The 17,290-nt window shown below is 46.3% G+C and carries 15 protein-coding genes and 1 tRNA gene; 13 read left to right on the forward strand and 3 right to left on the reverse strand.

Going from position 1 to position 17,290, the window contains the following annotated elements; genetic code table 11:
* Nucleotides 1-13: 13 nt before the first annotated feature.
* The 9 genes from BUA79_RS02940 to BUA79_RS02980 all read left to right on the forward strand — a co-directional run bounded on the left by BUA79_RS02940 (nucleotide 14) and on the right by BUA79_RS02980 (nucleotide 8,089).
* Nucleotides 14-86, forward strand: a tRNA-Phe gene (locus tag BUA79_RS02940).
* A 30-nt stretch (nucleotides 87-116) separates the two neighbouring features.
* On the forward strand, nucleotides 117-1,844 hold the full coding sequence (locus tag BUA79_RS02945) for a B12-binding domain-containing radical SAM protein (protein ID WP_073992869.1): 1,728 nt from the start codon (nucleotides 117-119) through the stop codon (nucleotides 1,842-1,844).
* Between the two features lie 16 nt (nucleotides 1,845-1,860).
* Nucleotides 1,861-2,511, forward strand: coding sequence for an endonuclease III (gene nth / locus BUA79_RS02950; RefSeq protein WP_073992870.1), 651 nt, complete (start codon nucleotides 1,861-1,863; stop codon nucleotides 2,509-2,511).
* On the forward strand, nucleotides 2,501-3,211 hold the full coding sequence (locus tag BUA79_RS02955) for a 3'-5' exonuclease (RefSeq protein ID WP_094757271.1): 711 nt from the start codon (nucleotides 2,501-2,503) through the stop codon (nucleotides 3,209-3,211). Before nth ends, BUA79_RS02955 begins: the two co-directional genes overlap by 11 nt.
* 210 nt (nucleotides 3,212-3,421) lie before the next feature.
* A complete protein-coding gene (locus BUA79_RS02960) occupies nucleotides 3,422-4,912 on the forward strand; it encodes a VanW family protein (RefSeq protein WP_073992871.1) in 1,491 nt (496 codons plus the stop codon).
* Nucleotides 4,913-4,939: 27 nt separating this feature from the next.
* Nucleotides 4,940-5,926: an AIR synthase-related protein gene (locus tag BUA79_RS02965; protein WP_073992872.1), complete on the forward strand. Its 987-nt coding sequence runs from the start codon at nucleotides 4,940-4,942 to the stop codon at nucleotides 5,924-5,926.
* A 20-nt stretch (nucleotides 5,927-5,946) separates the two neighbouring features.
* The gene (locus tag BUA79_RS02970; RefSeq protein WP_073992873.1) at nucleotides 5,947-6,429 is read left to right on the forward strand and encodes an Lrp/AsnC family transcriptional regulator; all 483 of its coding nucleotides are present in this window, start codon (nucleotides 5,947-5,949) and stop codon (nucleotides 6,427-6,429) included.
* Nucleotides 6,426-7,598: an aminotransferase class I/II-fold pyridoxal phosphate-dependent enzyme gene (locus tag BUA79_RS02975; protein ID WP_073992874.1), complete on the forward strand. Its 1,173-nt coding sequence runs from the start codon at nucleotides 6,426-6,428 to the stop codon at nucleotides 7,596-7,598. The genes BUA79_RS02970 and BUA79_RS02975 overlap by 4 nt, the downstream gene beginning before the upstream one ends.
* The gene (locus BUA79_RS02980; RefSeq protein WP_073992875.1) at nucleotides 7,595-8,089 is read left to right on the forward strand and encodes a tRNA (cytidine(34)-2'-O)-methyltransferase; all 495 of its coding nucleotides are present in this window, start codon (nucleotides 7,595-7,597) and stop codon (nucleotides 8,087-8,089) included. Before BUA79_RS02975 ends, BUA79_RS02980 begins: the two co-directional genes overlap by 4 nt.
* A gap of 4 nt (nucleotides 8,090-8,093) precedes the next feature.
* Here the strand turns inward: BUA79_RS02980 and BUA79_RS02985 are convergent, their stop codons facing one another.
* The 3 genes from BUA79_RS02985 to BUA79_RS02995 are packed head-to-tail and all read right to left on the reverse strand — an operon-like array spanning nucleotide 8,094 to nucleotide 12,623.
* Nucleotides 8,094-9,506, reverse strand: coding sequence for a HAMP domain-containing histidine kinase (locus BUA79_RS02985; RefSeq protein WP_073992876.1), 1,413 nt, complete (start codon nucleotides 9,504-9,506; stop codon nucleotides 8,094-8,096).
* A 21-nt stretch (nucleotides 9,507-9,527) separates the two neighbouring features.
* Nucleotides 9,528-10,208, reverse strand: a complete 681-nt coding sequence (locus BUA79_RS02990; RefSeq protein WP_073992966.1) for a response regulator — start codon at nucleotides 10,206-10,208, stop codon at nucleotides 9,528-9,530.
* Nucleotides 10,209-10,247: 39 nt separating this feature from the next.
* Nucleotides 10,248-12,623, reverse strand: a complete 2,376-nt coding sequence (locus BUA79_RS02995) for an endonuclease MutS2 (RefSeq protein WP_073992877.1) — start codon at nucleotides 12,621-12,623, stop codon at nucleotides 10,248-10,250.
* Between the two features lie 101 nt (nucleotides 12,624-12,724).
* Between BUA79_RS02995 and BUA79_RS03000 the strand changes: the two genes are divergently transcribed.
* From BUA79_RS03000 to BUA79_RS03015, 4 genes are all read left to right on the forward strand, one after another.
* Nucleotides 12,725-13,933 carry a S1C family serine protease gene (locus tag BUA79_RS03000; RefSeq protein ID WP_073992878.1) on the forward strand — a complete coding sequence of 403 codons (1,209 nt, stop codon included), beginning with the start codon at nucleotides 12,725-12,727 and terminating at the stop codon, nucleotides 13,931-13,933.
* Nucleotides 13,934-13,957: 24 nt separating this feature from the next.
* Nucleotides 13,958-14,908: a 3'-5' exoribonuclease YhaM family protein gene (locus BUA79_RS03005; RefSeq protein ID WP_073992879.1), complete on the forward strand. Its 951-nt coding sequence runs from the start codon at nucleotides 13,958-13,960 to the stop codon at nucleotides 14,906-14,908.
* A 2-nt stretch (nucleotides 14,909-14,910) separates the two neighbouring features.
* On the forward strand, nucleotides 14,911-16,290 hold the full coding sequence (gene rlmD / locus BUA79_RS03010) for a 23S rRNA (uracil(1939)-C(5))-methyltransferase RlmD (RefSeq protein WP_073992880.1): 1,380 nt from the start codon (nucleotides 14,911-14,913) through the stop codon (nucleotides 16,288-16,290).
* A gap of 193 nt (nucleotides 16,291-16,483) precedes the next feature.
* Entirely contained in the window at nucleotides 16,484-16,999 is a 516-nt protein-coding gene (locus tag BUA79_RS03015) for an AAA family ATPase (protein WP_073992881.1), read from the forward strand.
* Nucleotides 17,000-17,290 lie beyond the last annotated feature (291 nt).

Consider the following 17,290-nt stretch of genomic DNA (forward strand, 5'->3'; position numbering starts at 1 on the left):
TGTCATCATGACTGCCCAGATAGCTCAGTCGGTAGAGCAGAGGACTGAAAATCCTCGTGTCACTGGTTCGATTCCGGTTCTGGGCATTTTTTGTTACCAAATTTCGGGAGGTGGCCATGAAAGTTGTTCTTGCAGCCCTGAATGCAAAATATATTCACTCGTGTCTGGCTGTTTACAGCCTGAAAGCAAATGCGGCAGAATATAAAAATGACATAAGCATAGAAGAATATACGATAAACCAGAAAAACGAAGACATCGTCAGACAGCTCTATGTGTCGGGTCCGGATGTTCTTGCATTTTCCTGCTATATTTGGAACATCGAGCAGACCATGCGGGTTGTCAGGGATATCAGAAAGATTCTTCCGGTAACCAGGATTTGGCTTGGGGGTCCGGAAGCTTTTTATAATGCAAAAAAACTTCTGGAGGAAAATCAGGAGCTGGATGGAATCATGCTGGGTGAAGGGGAGCACACTTTTTATGAACTCCTCAGGTTTTATGACGGAAAAGGAAAAAGCCTGAAGGACGTGAATGGAATCGTCCTAAGGGAGGGTTCCTCAATCGTGGATACGGGTTTCAGGGATGTACTGAACATGGACGGCCTGGAGTTTGCTTATGGGGATCTTTCGGATTTTGAACACAGGATAATATATTATGAAAGCAGCAGGGGCTGCCCGTTTTCCTGCAGCTATTGTCTTTCGTCCATAGAGAAGAAGCTGCGGTTCAGAAGTGTTGAGAAGGTAAAAAAGGATTTGGAGTTCTTTCTGTCCAGCCGGGTCAGACAGGTCAAATTCGTGGACAGGACATTCAATGCGGACAAGAGGCATGCAGACGCGGTCTGGACATTCCTTTTGGAAAATGACAATGGGATAACCAATTTTCATTTTGAAATTTCAGCGGATTTACTGGATGAGGAACAGCTGCACCTTCTTTCAAGGATGCGCAAGGGCCTGATCCAGCTTGAAACAGGAGTGCAGACGGCCAATCAAGCGACGCTGGGGGAAATCGACAGGAGGATGGATCTGGATAAAGTCAAAGAGGCAACCGTTCGAATCCGATCCTTTAAAAATATACATCAGCATCTCGACCTGATTGCGGGCCTGCCTTTCGAATCCTTTGACAGCTTCGGCAGGTCTTTTGACGAAGTGTACAGCCTCAGACCGGATATGCTGCAGCTGGGATTCCTGAAGGTGCTGAGAGGTTCAAAAATGCACGACAAAGCGTCGGAATACGGCCTCATTTCCCAGTCTGCCCCTCCTTATGAGGTCATGCAGACGAAATGGCTGACCTATGATGAACTGGATGCTCTCAAAGGAGTGGAAGAGGCGCTGGAAATCTATTATAACAGCGGCCAGTTCGTGAACACGCTCAGGTGTCTGGAGAGGAGCTTTGAAAGCCCTTTTGAGATGTATAGGATGCTTGCTGTCGCCCTGAAGGAAATGAACCGCTATATGAAGCATTCCAGGGGTGACTATTATGAATGTCTCCTGCGGTCTGCAATTGATGCGAATAAGGAAGAAATTTACAGGGAACTGCTGACTCTGGATCTGTATTTGAGAGAAAATCTGAAGAGCAGACCCGGGTTTGCAAAAAACCAGGACCGCTTTAAAGAGGATATAAAGAATTTTTACCGGGATACGGATAAAGTTTCGCAATATCTCAGAGGATATGAAGAATTTGATTCGAAGCAGATTGCCAGAATGACGCATATAGAGGTATTTGAACGGGATATCTTCAGATTTGTGGAGACGGGAAGCGACGATGGATCGGTGACGGGCATACTCTTTGATTATCGGAACAAAGACGAAATGACCAATCAGGCAAAGCTGTATGTAGTGAACCTGTAGGAAGAGGAGCAGAAACATGGCGAAATATATCAGGGAAATTCTTCAACTGTTGGATGATTATTATGGGGCGGAATACAGATGCTATCTTTCCCATGAGAATGCTTGGCAGCTGCTGACGGCCACCATACTCAGCGCCCAATGTACCGACGACAGAGTCAATCAGGTAACAAAGGAGCTCTTTAAAAAATATGATACCCTTGAAAAGCTGGCCGCTGCAGACATAAGTGAGCTGGAGCAGGATATATTCTCAACCGGGTTTTACAGAAACAAGGCGAAAAACATTCTTGCCAGCACGAATATGCTGCTGGAGAAATTCGAAGGAGAAGTTCCCCGGACCATGGAAGAACTTACATCCCTTCCCGGGGTCGGCAGGAAGACGGCAAATGTTATCCGTGGAAATATTTACGGTGAGCCAAGCATTGTTGTAGACACCCACGTAAAGCGGATATCGAAGAAACTCGGATTTACTGACCAGGAGGATCCGGAAAAGATAGAATTCGAGCTGATGAAGGTTCTGCCAAAAGATCATTGGATAAGCTACAATACCCAGATCATTGCCCACGGAAGGACCATTTGTACTGCTAGAAAACCCAAATGCGGGGAATGCTTTCTTGCAGGATACTGCAGAGAAGGAAGGAAGGTAACAGGACGGAAAGATGATATGTGATTATGTGGCAGTTGATGTGGAAACCACCGGTCTGAATCCGGTTTCGGATAAACTGATTGAAATTGGAGCCATAAAGGTAGTTGGGTTTGAAGTGGTGCAGACGTTCACCACCCTGATAAATCCGGGAATGGATATTCCCTGGAGGATCACTCAGATAACAGGCATTACGGACGAAATGGTGCTGGAAGCCCCGGCCGTGGGGGAAGTTATGGGAGAACTGGCTGATTTTTGTGGGGACATGGTTCTGCTGGGGCACAATATCCGGTTTGACTATAGTTTTCTTAAACAGAACTTCCTGAATCTCAGTATGGATTTCGAGGCTTCCGGACTGGACACCTTGAAGATTGCCAGGAAGCTTCTGCCAGATTTTGAAAAAAGAAACCTTGATTACCTCTGCAAAGTCTTCGATATCAAGGATGATCAGCACCACCGGGCATGCAATGATGCCAATGCGGCAAGTCTCTTGTACAGATGCCTGCTGGAAAGGTATGGTGGTGAAAATCCTCAAATATTTGAGGTGGAAAAGCTCAGCTATAAAGGTGCCAAAATCTGTCCCATCACTCCTAAGCAAAAAGCATTTTTGGGAGCCCTGATTAATCATCATAATCTGTTGGAGGAGTATGAAGTAGATAAGCTCAGTAAAAACGAGGCTTCCAGAATTATCGACAAAATAATTCTGAATTATGGCAGAATGAAATAGATGTAAACGATGGGATTTTGATATTGATTGTGTTATAATCTACTCTGATATTAGTTGATTAAAAGTACGAGAGGGAAACAATGTTGAATTTTAATAATAAAAAAACAAAAAAAGCAATATCAGGCATAATCATCATACTTATTGTACTTGCGATGGTATTGACAGCCGTTTTGCCGGCATTATATTGATCTTGAAGGGAAGGATTTTTTGATGAGAAAAAGATTTAGTCGGATTGTTTTGCTGTTCTGTATGGTTCTGCTTATGTCCATTCCGGTGCTTGCGACAGAAACCGCTTCGGAAGAAACATCGGTGACACAGGACCTGGGCGGTGTGGTGGCTCCCACCGTGGTAAACAAAGGCGTATCAATGGATGGCATGGATCTGGGAGGACTTTCGAAGGAAGAGTTACAGACAGCTGTAGATACGTATGTAAATGGTGTGCTGGGAAAGACTGTTGCGGTCAAAATCGGAGAAAATGAGACGACGGCGACACTACAGAGCCTGGGATATGTCTGGTCAAATCCAGAAGTAGTGGCTGAAGTCCTCGCGACGGGAAATACCGGCAACATAATAAAAAGATTTAAGGATAAGAAGGATCTGGAGAAAACCGGAAAGGTTTTTGAAGCCCAATTTGCTGTGGATGAAGGGACGTTGGCTGCAATGATGGCTTCTTACGGAACCCAGTACAACGTAGCCCACATGAATCCGGGCATCGTAAAAGAAGGATCAGGCTTCCGTGTTGTGGGAAATGCAGCAACGGGAGTTACTCTTGACCAGGCTGCATCGGCAGAACTAACAAGAAAATTTTTGACGGAAAAGCAATACAATGAAAACACAGGTTTGGTGCTGGTTGTAAATGCGGATGCTGCAACGGCTTCCCTGGAGGCTTGTGAAAGGGTAGGGGACATGCTCGGGTCCTATACGACGAGCTTCAGCGTTTCGGCGTGGGCCCGAAATCAGAATATTAAAAATGCCGCGAGACTGATCAATGCAACCGTGGTATATCCGGGAGAAACGTTTTCAGCCAATGCGGCCATGAGTCCATTCACCACGGGTAACGGATACTATCCGGCAGGCTCCTATGAAAATGGCAGGGTGGTGGACAGTATTGGCGGAGGCGTCTGTCAGGTATCCACTACGCTATATAATGCAGTGCTTAGAGCTGAGCTGGAAGTGGTGGAGAGATCCAACCATTCGATGTCAGTAGGCTATGTTCCTCTGGCGGCCGATGCAGCCATCGCGGGAACCTGGAAAGATTTGAAATTCAGAAACAATACGGATACTCCAATCTACATTGAAGCGATATTCTCGGCCAGTGGAAGCCTTACTTTCAACCTGTATGGGTATGAAACAAGGGATCCGGCCAGAACAATACAATTCATCAGCGAAACCATCAGCGTTACTCCATACGGAGAAGCTATTACAGAAGATCCTTCAAAACCTGTGGGCTATAGGGCAGTTACCGCAAGCGGACACACCGGATATGTGGCAAAACTCTGGAAATATGTATATCTGAACGGAGTGCAGCAGAGTGTGGAGCAGGTAAATAAGAGCTCATATAGCGCTTCTCCGGCACTGGTAACGGTAGGAACCGGGGCAGCGGCGCCAGCGCCGGAAGCAACGACACCGGCACCGGAAACGACAACACCGGCACCGCCTCCGGAAACAACAACACCGGAAACAACGACACCGGAGATATAACGGCAGAGGCAGTTCGAAAGGAATCACATGAAGCAGGGAAAAATTTCCGAGACGGTTTATAAGCGCTCGATAATCAAGGGGATCCATTTTAAAAAGCCTGAAGTCCTCCAAGGGGTTACCCTGCCGGGAACCAGCAGCGCCATGCGTATTTCCGGCGATGGGAATACATTGGTTACGGCCGGATTCTCAAGCCGGAATATCGGTGCGGATGCAGAATCGATTGGAATCATATCTGTAGTGAACGAAATACGATCCCGAGGGGCCGAACCCCTCGGGGTTATCATTAACCTCCTTTACCCTCCGGGCTATACGGAGGGTGAGCTGAAATCCGCAATCCACAGCTTTGATGATGAGTGCGCGAGACAGGGGATGCCGATTTTAAGCGTCAACGGAGAAGTAACAGACAATGTGGTGAGACCGGTCATTAATCTGACGGGTCTGGGAAAGGCACAGGAAGGGAGACTTCTAAGCCTTTCTGACTGCAGACCGGGTCAGGATATAGTCATGAGCAAGCATGCTGGAATGGAAGGAACCTGGCTGATTGGACAGATGAAGAAGGCAGCCCTGGAGGCAAGATTTTCGCAGCGGTTCATAATGGATATCAACCGGTACAAGACTGAATTTTCCGTAGCCCGCGAGGCTGCAGCCGCGGGAAGGCATGGGGTTACAGCCATGCAGAACGTAAGAGAATTTGGGGTTTTTGGGGCCCTTTGGGATTTAGGAACCGCCGCAAAGACAGGAATACGGGTAGAATTGAAAAAGATAAACATCAGGCAGGAGACCATAGAGGTCTGCGAACTGTTTGGTCTGAACCCCTATCAGCTTCTATCGGAAGGTTCCCTGCTGATGATTGCAGATGACGGGGAAGCCCTGGTCCATGAGCTTGAGAAAGAGGATATACCTGCCAGTGTCATCGGCAGATTGACCCCAGGCAATGACCGTGTAATTGTTAACGACGGAGAAGAAAGATATCTGATGCCGCCACTGAATGATGAAATTGAAAAACTCATATAGCAAAGGAGAAAACATTCGCCATGAGAGAAAAAATATTATCAATTATTGAGAAAAACAGCAGAATTGATTTCAAGGAGCTGGCAGTTCTTCTGGGAGAATCGGAAGAAACGGTCATAAATGAAATCCGGGAAATGGAGAAAGAAAACATAATATGCGGTTACCATACCCTGATAAATTGGGACAATATGGAGGAAGAAAAGGTTATAGCCCTCATAGAGGTGAAAGTCACACCACAGAGAGGTCTTGGCTTTGATAAGCTTGCGGAAAGGATATATAATTACAATGAAGTGGATTCTGTGTACCTCATGTCCGGCGGTTTTGATTTTACGGTTATAGTGGAAGGAAGGACAATGAAAGAGGTGGCAAGCTTTGTTTCCGACAAACTGGCACCTATGGATGCGATACAAAGCTGTGCAACACACTTTGTCCTGAAAAAATACAAAGACCATGGGACGGTTATTTCGGATCCCAAAAAAGATGAAAGGATGCTGTTTACGTTTTGAGAAATCCATTGTCAAATACTGTGGTTGGGATTCAACCGTCGGGTATCAGAAAATTTTTTGATATTGTAAGTGAAATGAAGGACGCTATATCCCTGGGGGTAGGCGAACCGGATTTTGATACTCCCTGGCATATCAGGGAGGAAGGCATCTATTCCCTGGAAAAGGGGCGCACCTTCTACACCTCCAATGCGGGTCTGAAGGAGCTTAAAGTGGAGATAAGCCGTTATCTGGATAGACGTTTCGGTCTTTCTTATGATTACAATAAGGAGGTCATCGTTACCGTAGGAGGAAGCGAAGCGATTGATCTGGCAGTCCGTGCCATGATCGATCCGGGAGATGAAGTGCTGATACCGCAGCCGTCTTATGTGTCCTATCTTCCCTGTGTACAGCTTGTTCTTGGCAAACCGGTTCCGATTGAACTGCAGGAAAAGGATAATTTCAAACTGACAAAGCAGCAGCTGCTGGATAACATCACTCCAAAAACAAAACTGCTGATTCTTCCTTTCCCAAACAACCCTACCGGCGCAATCATGGAAAAGGAAGAGCTGGAGGATATTGCGAAAATATGTATCGAAAAGGATATCTTTGTTCTGTCGGATGAGATTTATGCAGAACTGACCTATGGAACCCACCATGTTTCCATAGCATCTATTCCGGGAATGAAGGAAAGAACCATTGTAATCAACGGTTTTTCGAAGGCCTATGCTATGACCGGATGGAGACTGGGATACGCGGCCGGTCCAGAACTGATTATTGAACAGATGCTGAAGATCCACCAGTTTGCAATTATGTGCGCACCGACCACCAGCCAGTATGCAGCTGTGGAGGCCCTCAAAAATGGTGATGACGACGTACAGGAGATGAGGGAAAGCTATAACCAGAGAAGGCGTTTCCTTATCAATGAATTCAAAAAAATGAACCTCCAGTGCTTTGAGCCTTTCGGAGCCTTTTATATGTTCCCTAATATTAAGCGTTTCGGAATGACAAGCGATGAATTTGCCACGAGACTTTTACAGGAGGAAAAGGTCGCGGTAGTACCAGGCACCGCGTTTGGCGACTGCGGGGAAGGTTTCCTGAGAATATCCTACGCATATTCGCTGGAAGCCCTGAAAGAGGCTCTCGGCCGTCTGGATAAATTCATCAAGAGAATGGACGAAGAAAAGAAATGATGAACATAGTACTGTTGGAGCCGGAGATTCCAATGAACACGGGGAATATAGGAAGAACCTGCGTTGCAGCGGGTGCCAGGCTTCATCTGATAGAACCTCTGGGGTTCCGCCTGGATGAAAAGATGATAAAGCGTTCCGGTCTTGATTACTGGGATGCATTGGATCTGCATGTGTACGATAGTTACCGGGATTTTATGGAAAAGAATCCAGGACTGGACATATACCTGGGCTCCACGAAGGCACCCAATGATTATTCCCAGGTGCATTACAGCCCGGACAGTTATATCATGTTCGGAAAGGAAAGTGCGGGGATTCCGGAAGAGATACTGGCGCAGCATCCCGACCGGGCTATCCGCATTCCGATGATGCCGACTATCCGCTCTTTGAACCTGTCCAATTCAGTAGCGATTGTCCTGTACGAAGCTCTGAGACAAAATAATTTTCCCGGAATGCAGATGAAGGGAAGCCTGACGAATTATGACTGGAAATAATTCGTCAGGCTTTTTTCTTTGATTTCTGCAGGGTGAAGATGAATTCGCTTCCTACATTTTTCGTACTGATGACATTGATATTCTCATTGTGTTCCTGGATAATCTCCTTGGTAATGGCAAGCCCCAGGCCGGTTCCGGTCTTGTCGCGTCCCCTGGATTGATCTGTCTTAAAGAAGCGCTCCCATATTTTGTTCAGATTTTCTTTTGGAATGCCGACTCCGTTATCCTTTACGGATACGAATACTTTTTCACCCTTATCATATACGCTTATATTGATTTTTGATTTGGCATTGCTGAATTTAACTGCGTTATCCACCAGGTTATAAACGACCTGCTGGATTTTTTCCATATCAGCCCAAACCATATAGCTGCGCTCCTCAAAGGTGAGGTGGACCGTTATTTTCTTTTTCTGGCAAATGCCTTCCAAGGCTTCTACAGTGTGCTTGACAATGGTATTAATATCAAAAACCTGATAACGGAGACGGCTTCCCGCTTTTTCACCGGTGTTCAGGGACAGGATGCTTTCCGTCAGCTTGGTCAGTCTTTGAGTCTCAAAGAGCACCGTATCCAGATATTTTTCCTGCATTTCCGGAGGAATGGTGCCATCTTTCATGGCCTCGATATATCCTTTTATGGAGGTGAGCGGGGAACGGAAATCATGGGAAACGTTTGCGATGAATTTGTTCTGTTCTACCTTGAGCGTTTTCAGCTCTGAAGCTACCAGCCCCAGAGATACGGAAATCATCCCCAACTCATTATCTGCCTTGATCTCTGGGGGAGGATAGCTCAGGTTGCCCTTTGCATATTCACTTAAGGCGCCACAGATCTTCCTGATCGGCTTATATACCATCAGATAAAAAATCACAAGAAATACCAGAGATAACAGAAGAATAATCAGGAATGAAATATAAATCTGCCCCAGAATGTACTCCTGCTCTGGCACTACCGAGTCCAGAGAAGCATTAAGTACAATGTAGCCTGTCGTGGTATAATTGCCGGTTATGGGAAGGTAAACACTCAGGACATCTTCTTTGAAGGTGTCAAAAAAGGTCCCGATCCGGTAATAATTTCCTTCGAAATAGGACGTGTCAAAGGAGACTATGGTGCCCGAAGGGGAGGCCTCTTTCGAGTCCACAAGAACAGTGCCTGACTCGTCCAGGATTCTTATACGGGCATCCAGGGTTCCGGACATGGTGCTGAGGAAAGCTGACAGCCTTTTATCTTCTGGGCCGGACTGGATATCGTAGAGATCGTATTGGCTTGATATGAGATAGGCGTTATCATACATAATTTCCGCTTCATTTTTTACCAGGTGTAAATAAAAACGGTCAGAGGTAAAGCGGAAGAGGACCAAAAAGGCGCATACTGCGAATAGGATGTATGCCAGCAGGATATTTGAATATAAGGTTCTGTTCATGTACTGCCTTCTTTCAGAAAATTATTTGGTAATGAATTTGTACCCTATGCCCCATACTGTCATGAGAGCCCATTTGTCATGATCCTTTATCTTTTCCCGGATTCGTTTGATGTGTACATCTACGGTACGGGTGTCCCCAATGTATTCATACCCCCAGATGTGGTCAAGAAGCTGTTCCCGTGTAAATACCTGATTGGGAGAGGAAGCGAGGAAATACAGGAGCTCGATTTCCTTGGGGGTCATGTCCACATTCCCGCCCATATATGTCACGGAATAATTCCCCAGATTGATAATCAGGTCCGGGAGACGGACGGATTCGTCATGCCGCTGCAGCGGACCCGGGTCTGCAGACACTTTGCTTCGCCGTAGGACAGCCTTAACCCTTGCAACAAGCTCTTTCGCATCGAAAGGCTTGATGATATAGTCATCTGCCCCCAACTCGAGTCCGAGGACCTTGTCAAAGGTTTCTGTCTTGGCAGACAGCATGATAATGGGGATTGAGGAGTTTCGCCTGATTTCCCTGCAGACCTCATATCCGTCTATTCCGGGAAGCATCAGGTCTAACAGGATCAGATCCGGCTTAAAGGTTTCAAAAGCTTTCAGGGCGACATTACCGTCCGCCACTTTTTTCGTCTCAAAGCATTCTTTGGTCAGATACAGGGAAATCAGCTCAGCAATGCTGGCATCATCATCCACAATCATTATCTTTTGCTTTTTCACTAGTTTTTATGCCTCCGTCTGTTATTTGAATTCCACGATGGTTACCCCGCTGTCGCCTTCCCCGAAGGATCCGAGACGGAAGGACTTAACGTAATTGAGTTTCTTCAAATGCTTGTGCACGGCATTTCGTAAGGCACCGGTGCCTCTTCCGTGCACAACCCGGACAGAAGGAAGATGGGCAAGGTAAGCGTCATCCAGGTATTTGTCGAGGTTTGGAATGGCTTCATCCACGGTCATGCCGATCAGTTTTATCTCTGTCGCAACCGATTCGGATTTAGACATTTTAATCTTGCCGCTGCTTGACATCTGCATATTTGGTGCGGAAATGACTGGTTCGTCGACAGGCTCCAGATCGCTGATGTTTACCTGGGAACGGAGGATGCCCATTTGTACATATAGGTTGCCCCGTGCGTTTGGAACCGTGGTGACCGTGCCCGTCAGGCCAAGGCTCAATACTTTGACCATGTCCCCGGGCTTGAAGTCCTTTGCGGAGTATTTTCTGCTTGGTTTTGGCTTGTTCCCTATGGCCAGTTTGCCGCCGGCTTCGGACGTCTTTTGACGAAGAGCCGATCGTTCAGCGTCGAGCTCTTTTGTATCGGCAGATGCAGCCAGTTTCCGGATGTTCTTTATGGAGGTATCAGCAAATTCCCTGGCTTCCTGCAGAACACGATAAGCTTCCTCGTTAGCCTGGTTCAGGATTTTCCTGCGTTTTTCTTCCAGTATCTGGGATTTTTGCTCCAGCTGTTTCTTCAGTAGTTCCGCTTCCTGCCGGTAGGCGTTGATCTGCATTCTTTCGTTTTCGATGGTAATCCGGCTGTTTTCCAGATCCGTCAGAAGATCCTCAAAAGCAATATCGTTCTGATCGATTCGGTTTCGGGCATCATCTATGATGAATGGCGGCAATCCCAGTTTTTGGGAAATTGCAAAGGCGTTGCTCTTTCCAGGAACGCCGATCAGAAGCCGGTAGGTGGGCTGCAGCGTTTCCACATCGAATTCACAGCATGCATTTTCCACGCCGGACGTGGAGAGTGCGTAAACCTTGAGCTCACTGTAATGGGTAGTCACCATGGTGCGAACCTGCATGTTATGCAGGAAATGCAGAATGGCAATGGCCAGGGCGGCCCCTTCCGTCGGGTCCGTTCCGGCTCCCAATTCATCAAACAGGACAAGGGAATCCTTATCTGCATGCTCCAGTATGCGGACGGTGTTGACCATGTGGGAGGAGAATGTGCTCAGATTCTGTTCAATGCTTTGCTCATCTCCGATATCCGCATAAACCTCCTTGAATACAGCCAGACGGGAACCATCGAAGGCGGGTATATGGAGGCCGGACTGCCCCATGAGCGTCAGAAGCCCAACCGTTTTCAGGGAAACGGTTTTACCTCCGGTATTTGGTCCGGTCACGATAAGCATGGTAAAGTCCCGTCCAAGCCAGATATCAATAGGCACGACCCGGTCGGGATCAAGCAGAGGATGGCGTGCATCCTTAAGATAAACGTCTCCCTCCGTATTGAAAGAAGGACGGCTGCCTTTGATGCTCTTTGAAAAGGCAGCCCGGGCAAAAATAAAATCCAGCGCCGTCAGAATTGACAAGTCCGAAGCAAGCTCTTCGGAGAACACGGCTGTCTGGTTGCTCAGGGAGGCCAGCACGGCATCAATTTCTTCCTGTTCTTTTGCAAAGAGCTCTTTCAAATCATTGTTTAGCTTCACAACGGCCATGGGTTCAATGAAAAGAGTAGAACCGCTGGAGGACTGATCGTGGATCATACCGGGAACCTGACTCCTGTATTCCTGACGGACCGGTATACAGTACCGGCCATTCCGCATGGTCACCACGTTATCCTGAAGATAGGTCCTTGTGGAAGTGGAATTCACCATGGAATTCAGTTTGGTGTGAATCTGCTCATTTGCCTGACGTATCTTCCGGCGGATGGTCCTAAGCTCCGGTGACGCATCGTCGGCCACTTCCTCCTCTGACACGATACAGCGTTTGATGTCGTTGTTCAGGTTGGACAGGGGCTCTATAGAACGGAACATTTCATCCAGGGAGCTGTCAGGGATGTCTTCTTCCTCCTTGCGGGTGTATGTCTTAACCTTCAGGGCAACATTCAGCAGGGAGCTTATCTGGAGAAGCTCCCTGCCGTTCAGGGGAGACCCTACCCCCAGCCTTTTCAGGGAGGGGGTGATATCGTGGATGCCTCTGAAGGAGATACTTCCCTTTTTCCAAATCAAGGAAAGTGCATCCGAGGTTTGCGTCTGCAGAAGCTCAATGGTTCCGATGTCATCCAGGGGTTCCATGTCGAGGCAAAGCTGCTTGCCCAATTCGGATGAGGCAAAGTCGGCCAGTCTGGACGTTACTTTATTATATTCAAGGGTAGATAGTACTTTTTTGTTCATCTTTCTCCTTAATAATTCATTTTGTTGATTTATAAATTATTTTAACTTATAATAAGACAAACATCAATATTTCTATTTGCATTATGCGGACGGATTGAAAAATGAATAATTATGAAGAGAATAAATTTAATTATGTTAAAGAGACCATAGTTGATAAGAAAAAGCGAAAGAAGCAGAAAATGAAGAAGGCTTTGCTCGTAATTATGGCTCTTATTATTTTGGGTTCGGGAACCGTTCTGGCGATAGGCCAATTTTTTTGGGACAGGCCGATTGACGAGTCGACCTTATCCGAAAACGAAACCGGGGAGCCTTTAAAGGTGATTCTGGACGGAAGCCAGGGAAAAAACCTTGGAACTGACCAATATGCGAAGTTGAAAGAGATAGGGGAAGAATCCGGAAGCTACATGGTGACAGTCCGCGCCGTCGTCAGTGATGAGGACTGGATTGATTCCTACATGGAAGGGGAAGGGGTTACTTCAGGGATTATTGTCAGCATTGGGAAAGAAATCAGAATCCTTACGGATTATGATACCATACAGCATGCAGACACGATTGTGGTCAAGTTTCAGAATGGCGATGTTGTCCGGGCCAGAATTCTGGGTAATGACACAAATTCTGGAATATCCTTTCTGACATTGGATTCAGACGAGCTTAAAAGTGACACTAGAAAGCGGATGACAGAGGCGCCCATTGGAGAAGCAACTGCTTCAGAACCCGGAACACCGGCAATCATTGTAGGCAATCCTTGCGGTGAGAACGTCTATATGACTCTCTGTCTGCTGACATCTACGAGCGGCAGCGTTCACACGACGGATGACTCGTACGGAGTCCTTCTGACGGATGCAGCTGCTGTCGGCCGGGAAAACGGGTTTATCATCAACGCGGAGGGCAGAGTAATAGGGATGATTTCGCCAGTGGCTAAGAAGCAGGATCCGGGAGGGGTGCTCGCCGGCCTGTATATTTCGGATATACGGGAAATAATGGATCACCTCGCCGAACAGGAAGAGATGGTCTTTCTCGGTGTGAATGGCCAGGAGATAACGGATGAAATCCGGAATCTGGCCAGCAGAGAAATGCCTCAAGGCATATATGTAAAATCCACCGGGATTAATTCACCGGCATTTGAAGTCGGAATCGCCGGGGGGGACATCATTGTCAGAATGGATGGCAAGTCTGTATCTACCTTCCAAAACTATGAAGACATACTGGGAGAAAAACGTCCCGGTGATGAAATAGAAGTGGCCATAATGCGAAAAGTCCGGGATGGATATGAAGAATACAGATATACAGTAATATTAGGCAAACGATAAGATTATCAGAAAGAGGACTTTATAATGAAATATATTGGAGAATTCAGGGACGGAGACAGGGTACAGGGTATATATTTGTGCAAATCGAAGCTCAGTGCCACAAACAAAAATGGGGGTCAGTATGAATCTATCATACTGCAGGATAAGACAGGTACAATCGACGCCAAAATCTGGGCGCCGGATTCACCCGGAATCAAGGAATATGAAGCGATGGAATTTATCCATATAAAGGGAGACGTAAAGAAATTTAACGGAATCCTGCAGCTCAGCGTTACTCACGTGGACCGGGCAAGTGAAGGAGAATATGTGGAGGACGACTACCTGCCTACAACCAGCAGGGACATCGAAGAGATGTACATGGAACTCACCGGGTACATCACCAGCGTCAAAAACCCCCATTTAAGCAGCCTCCTTGGAAAGTTCTTCATGGAAAGCGATCCATTTATAAAAATATTCAAAAAGCATTCTGCAGCCAAAAGCGTACACCATGGCTTTATGGGAGGGCTTCTGGAACATACCCTTTCCGTCACGAAGCTGTGCAGCTGCTATTGTGAACAGTACCCTCTGCTCAACAGGGACCTGCTCATAACGGCCGCTATACTTCATGATATCGGAAAGACAAAGGAACTTTCTTCCTTCCCGTTCAATGATTACACCGATGAAGGACAGCTGCTTGGCCATATCGTTATCGGTGTGGAGCTTATCGGAAGGGTGACAAGAGGAATAGAGGGATTTCCGGGCAAGCTGGAAAATGAACTGAAGCACTGCATACTTTCCCATCATGGGGAATTTGAATACGGCTCCCCCAAAAAACCAGCCATCATTGAAGCCATAGCCCTGAATTTTGCAGACAATACGGATGCAAAGCTCCAGACGATGGCAGAGATTCTGAACTCTCCTGCCTCCGAAGGCTCCGACGACTGGCTGGGATACAACCGCTGGCTTGAATCCAACATCAGGAGAACGGGAAAATAATCATGTACAAAAAAAATGAAATAATTGAACTGACAATAGAGGATATGGGGGTAGAGGGCGAAGGAATCGGAAAACTGGACGGATATACTTTCTTTGTCAAAGGAGCCCTGGACGGTGACCGGATTGAGGCAAAAGTCTTAAAAGCCAATAAAAACTACGGCTTCGCCAGAGTGGAAAGAATCCTGACACCCTCCCCCTACCGTGTGGAGGCGCAGTGCGATGTTTCGGAACAGTGCGGAGGCTGCCAGCTGCAGTCTCTTTCTTATGAAAGGCAGCTGCAATACAAGCAAAATCTTGTGGACAATAACTTAAGGCGTCTGGGAGGGCTGTCCGGATACACGCTTCATCCTATTATCGGGATGGAAAATCCTTTTCGGTACCGCAACAAGACCCAGTTCCCCGTGGGACAAAACAGCCGGGGAGAAATTGTGACCGGATTTTATGCGGGCAGGACCCATTCCATTATCGATACGGCCGATTGTGCCATAGCCCCCCGAATCAATGCCAAAATCATACAGATTATCAAGGACTTCATGAGGGATAATGGAATAGGTGCCTACGATGAAATATCCCACGGAGGCCTGGTCCGGCATATCTTAATCCGAAACGCGTTTTCGACCGGTGAAATCATGGTGTGCCTCGTGATAAACGGCTCGTCCCTTCCCTTCAGCGAGGATTTGATTGGGAGGCTGGAGAAAGTGGAGGGGATGGCGGGAATCTCCCTGAGCATAAACCGTGATAAGACGAATGTCATCATGGGCAGCAGGATAATCCACCTGTATGGAAAAGAAACCATTACGGATTACATAGGAGACCTGCGTTTCGAGATATCGCCCTTATCCTTTTACCAGGTCAACCCGGTCCAGACCCTGGAAATATACAAAAAAGCCCTTGAATATGCGGGACTGACCGGCAGAGAGACGGTATGGGACCTCTACTGCGGAATTGGAACCATATCCCTTTTTCTGGCGGGAAAGGCCGCAAAGGTATACGGAGTCGAAATCATACCGCAGGCAATTGAAGATGCCAAAAAAAATGCGTCAGCAAATCAGATAGAAAATGTGGAGTTCATCCTGGGAAAATCCGAGGAAGTATTTCCTCAGATGTGTAAAGAAGAAGGTAGAATTCCGGATGTGGTGGTAGTGGATCCTCCCCGGAAGGGCTGCGACGAGAAGCTTCTGAAAGCAATCGTGGAAGTTGGCCCGTCCAGGATGGTGTATGTCAGCTGCAATCCAGCCACCCTGGCAAGGGATCTTAAATATATGACAGCCCAGGGATATGAAGTACGGGAAGTACAGCCCGTAGACAATTTCCCGGGGACGGTGCACGTTGAGTCAGTTGTTCTGCTGTCCAGGACCGAAGGGACGACGAGAGCAGATTAGAACTGACCAAGCGACAGCTGTCCACTCGACCTTAGCCCTCGATATATGTTCATGGGAAAATATCGAGGGTATTTTTTGGAGTAAAATAAGATACTGTTCAAGAGAGGATTTCATTTCATGGTGCGTGTCCTGAAATGATAGCAGTAGGAGATTTGCTGCCATTTGCTTACATTGTACCAATGGAGGAAAATAAATGAGTTGTTTATATATCATTACTGGCCCAGCAGGTGTAGGTAAATCAACGATTTCTAAAGCTTTAGCAGAAAAAATGGAAAAATCAGCACTAATTGAAGGAGACGATATATACCACTTGGTATGTGGAGGATATGTAAAACCGTGGCTTGAGGGCAATCATTTAGAAGTATTTTGGGAAAATTGTGTAGATTTAATTATGAATTTTTTAAATAGAGGATATGATGTGGTATTTAATTATATCTGTACGCCTTTAGACATAGAATACATAAAAAACAAAGTTAAAGATACAAAGATAAAGTTGTGTATTATGATAACTAATGAAGAAACTTTAATAAAACGTGATAAGATGCGTCCCTTGGACTATCAGATGGGCGAACGCTCTATTATATTATTAAATGAGTTTATAATGCAGGATTATAATGAAAAATATTATCTTGATACAACTTTATTGAATGTGGAAGAAACAGTTGATAAAATAATAAAAAATGATAGCTTTTTATTATGGTCATCATAATTTTAATTTATAGTTAAGACGAATTAGATTATTGCGACTAAAGTATTATTTATAATCAAACATATAAATTAGAATTTGTAAGAGCGAGCTGAAATATATGAGGTTCAGGCCTTCAGAGCAGGGCTTCAGGACTGAGGATGGAATTCAACGATAGTTATGGTCACGCCGCCGGTGATGGATCAAGTCACTTTGATCCAGCGCTTGTTGATATTTTTATCCAGAATCAGGAGGAGATTGAGTCTCTATATGAATCAATAAAATAAACTTATTATGTGAATTTTCATCGTCAAT

It is taken from the genome of Parasporobacterium paucivorans DSM 15970, assembly GCF_900141895.1.
GTDB lineage: Bacteria > Bacillota > Clostridia > Lachnospirales > Lachnospiraceae > Parasporobacterium > Parasporobacterium paucivorans.

Excerpts from the sequence above, each read along its gene's own strand:
- nth (WP_073992870.1), top strand. The coding sequence starts at position 1,861 with ATGGCGAAATATATCAGGGAAATTCTTCAACTGTTGGATGATTATTAT.
- BUA79_RS02970 (WP_073992873.1), top strand. The coding sequence starts at position 5,947 with ATGAGAGAAAAAATATTATCAATTATTGAGAAAAACAGCAGAATTGAT.
- BUA79_RS02955 (WP_094757271.1), top strand. The coding sequence starts at position 2,501 with ATGATATGTGATTATGTGGCAGTTGATGTGGAAACCACCGGTCTGAAT.
- BUA79_RS02980 (WP_073992875.1), top strand. The coding sequence starts at position 7,595 with ATGATGAACATAGTACTGTTGGAGCCGGAGATTCCAATGAACACGGGG.
- BUA79_RS02960 (WP_073992871.1), top strand. The coding sequence starts at position 3,422 with ATGAGAAAAAGATTTAGTCGGATTGTTTTGCTGTTCTGTATGGTTCTG.
- BUA79_RS03000 (WP_073992878.1), top strand. The coding sequence starts at position 12,725 with ATGAATAATTATGAAGAGAATAAATTTAATTATGTTAAAGAGACCATA.
- BUA79_RS02965 (WP_073992872.1), top strand. The coding sequence starts at position 4,940 with ATGAAGCAGGGAAAAATTTCCGAGACGGTTTATAAGCGCTCGATAATC.
- BUA79_RS02985 (WP_073992876.1), bottom strand. The coding sequence starts at position 9,506 with ATGAACAGAACCTTATATTCAAATATCCTGCTGGCATACATCCTATTC.
- BUA79_RS03015 (WP_073992881.1), top strand. The coding sequence starts at position 16,484 with ATGAGTTGTTTATATATCATTACTGGCCCAGCAGGTGTAGGTAAATCA.
- BUA79_RS02945 (WP_073992869.1), top strand. The coding sequence starts at position 117 with ATGAAAGTTGTTCTTGCAGCCCTGAATGCAAAATATATTCACTCGTGT.
- BUA79_RS02995 (WP_073992877.1), bottom strand. The coding sequence starts at position 12,623 with ATGAACAAAAAAGTACTATCTACCCTTGAATATAATAAAGTAACGTCC.
- BUA79_RS03005 (WP_073992879.1), top strand. The coding sequence starts at position 13,958 with ATGAAATATATTGGAGAATTCAGGGACGGAGACAGGGTACAGGGTATA.
- rlmD (WP_073992880.1), top strand. The coding sequence starts at position 14,911 with ATGTACAAAAAAAATGAAATAATTGAACTGACAATAGAGGATATGGGG.
- BUA79_RS02990 (WP_073992966.1), bottom strand. The coding sequence starts at position 10,208 with ATGATTGTGGATGATGATGCCAGCATTGCTGAGCTGATTTCCCTGTAT.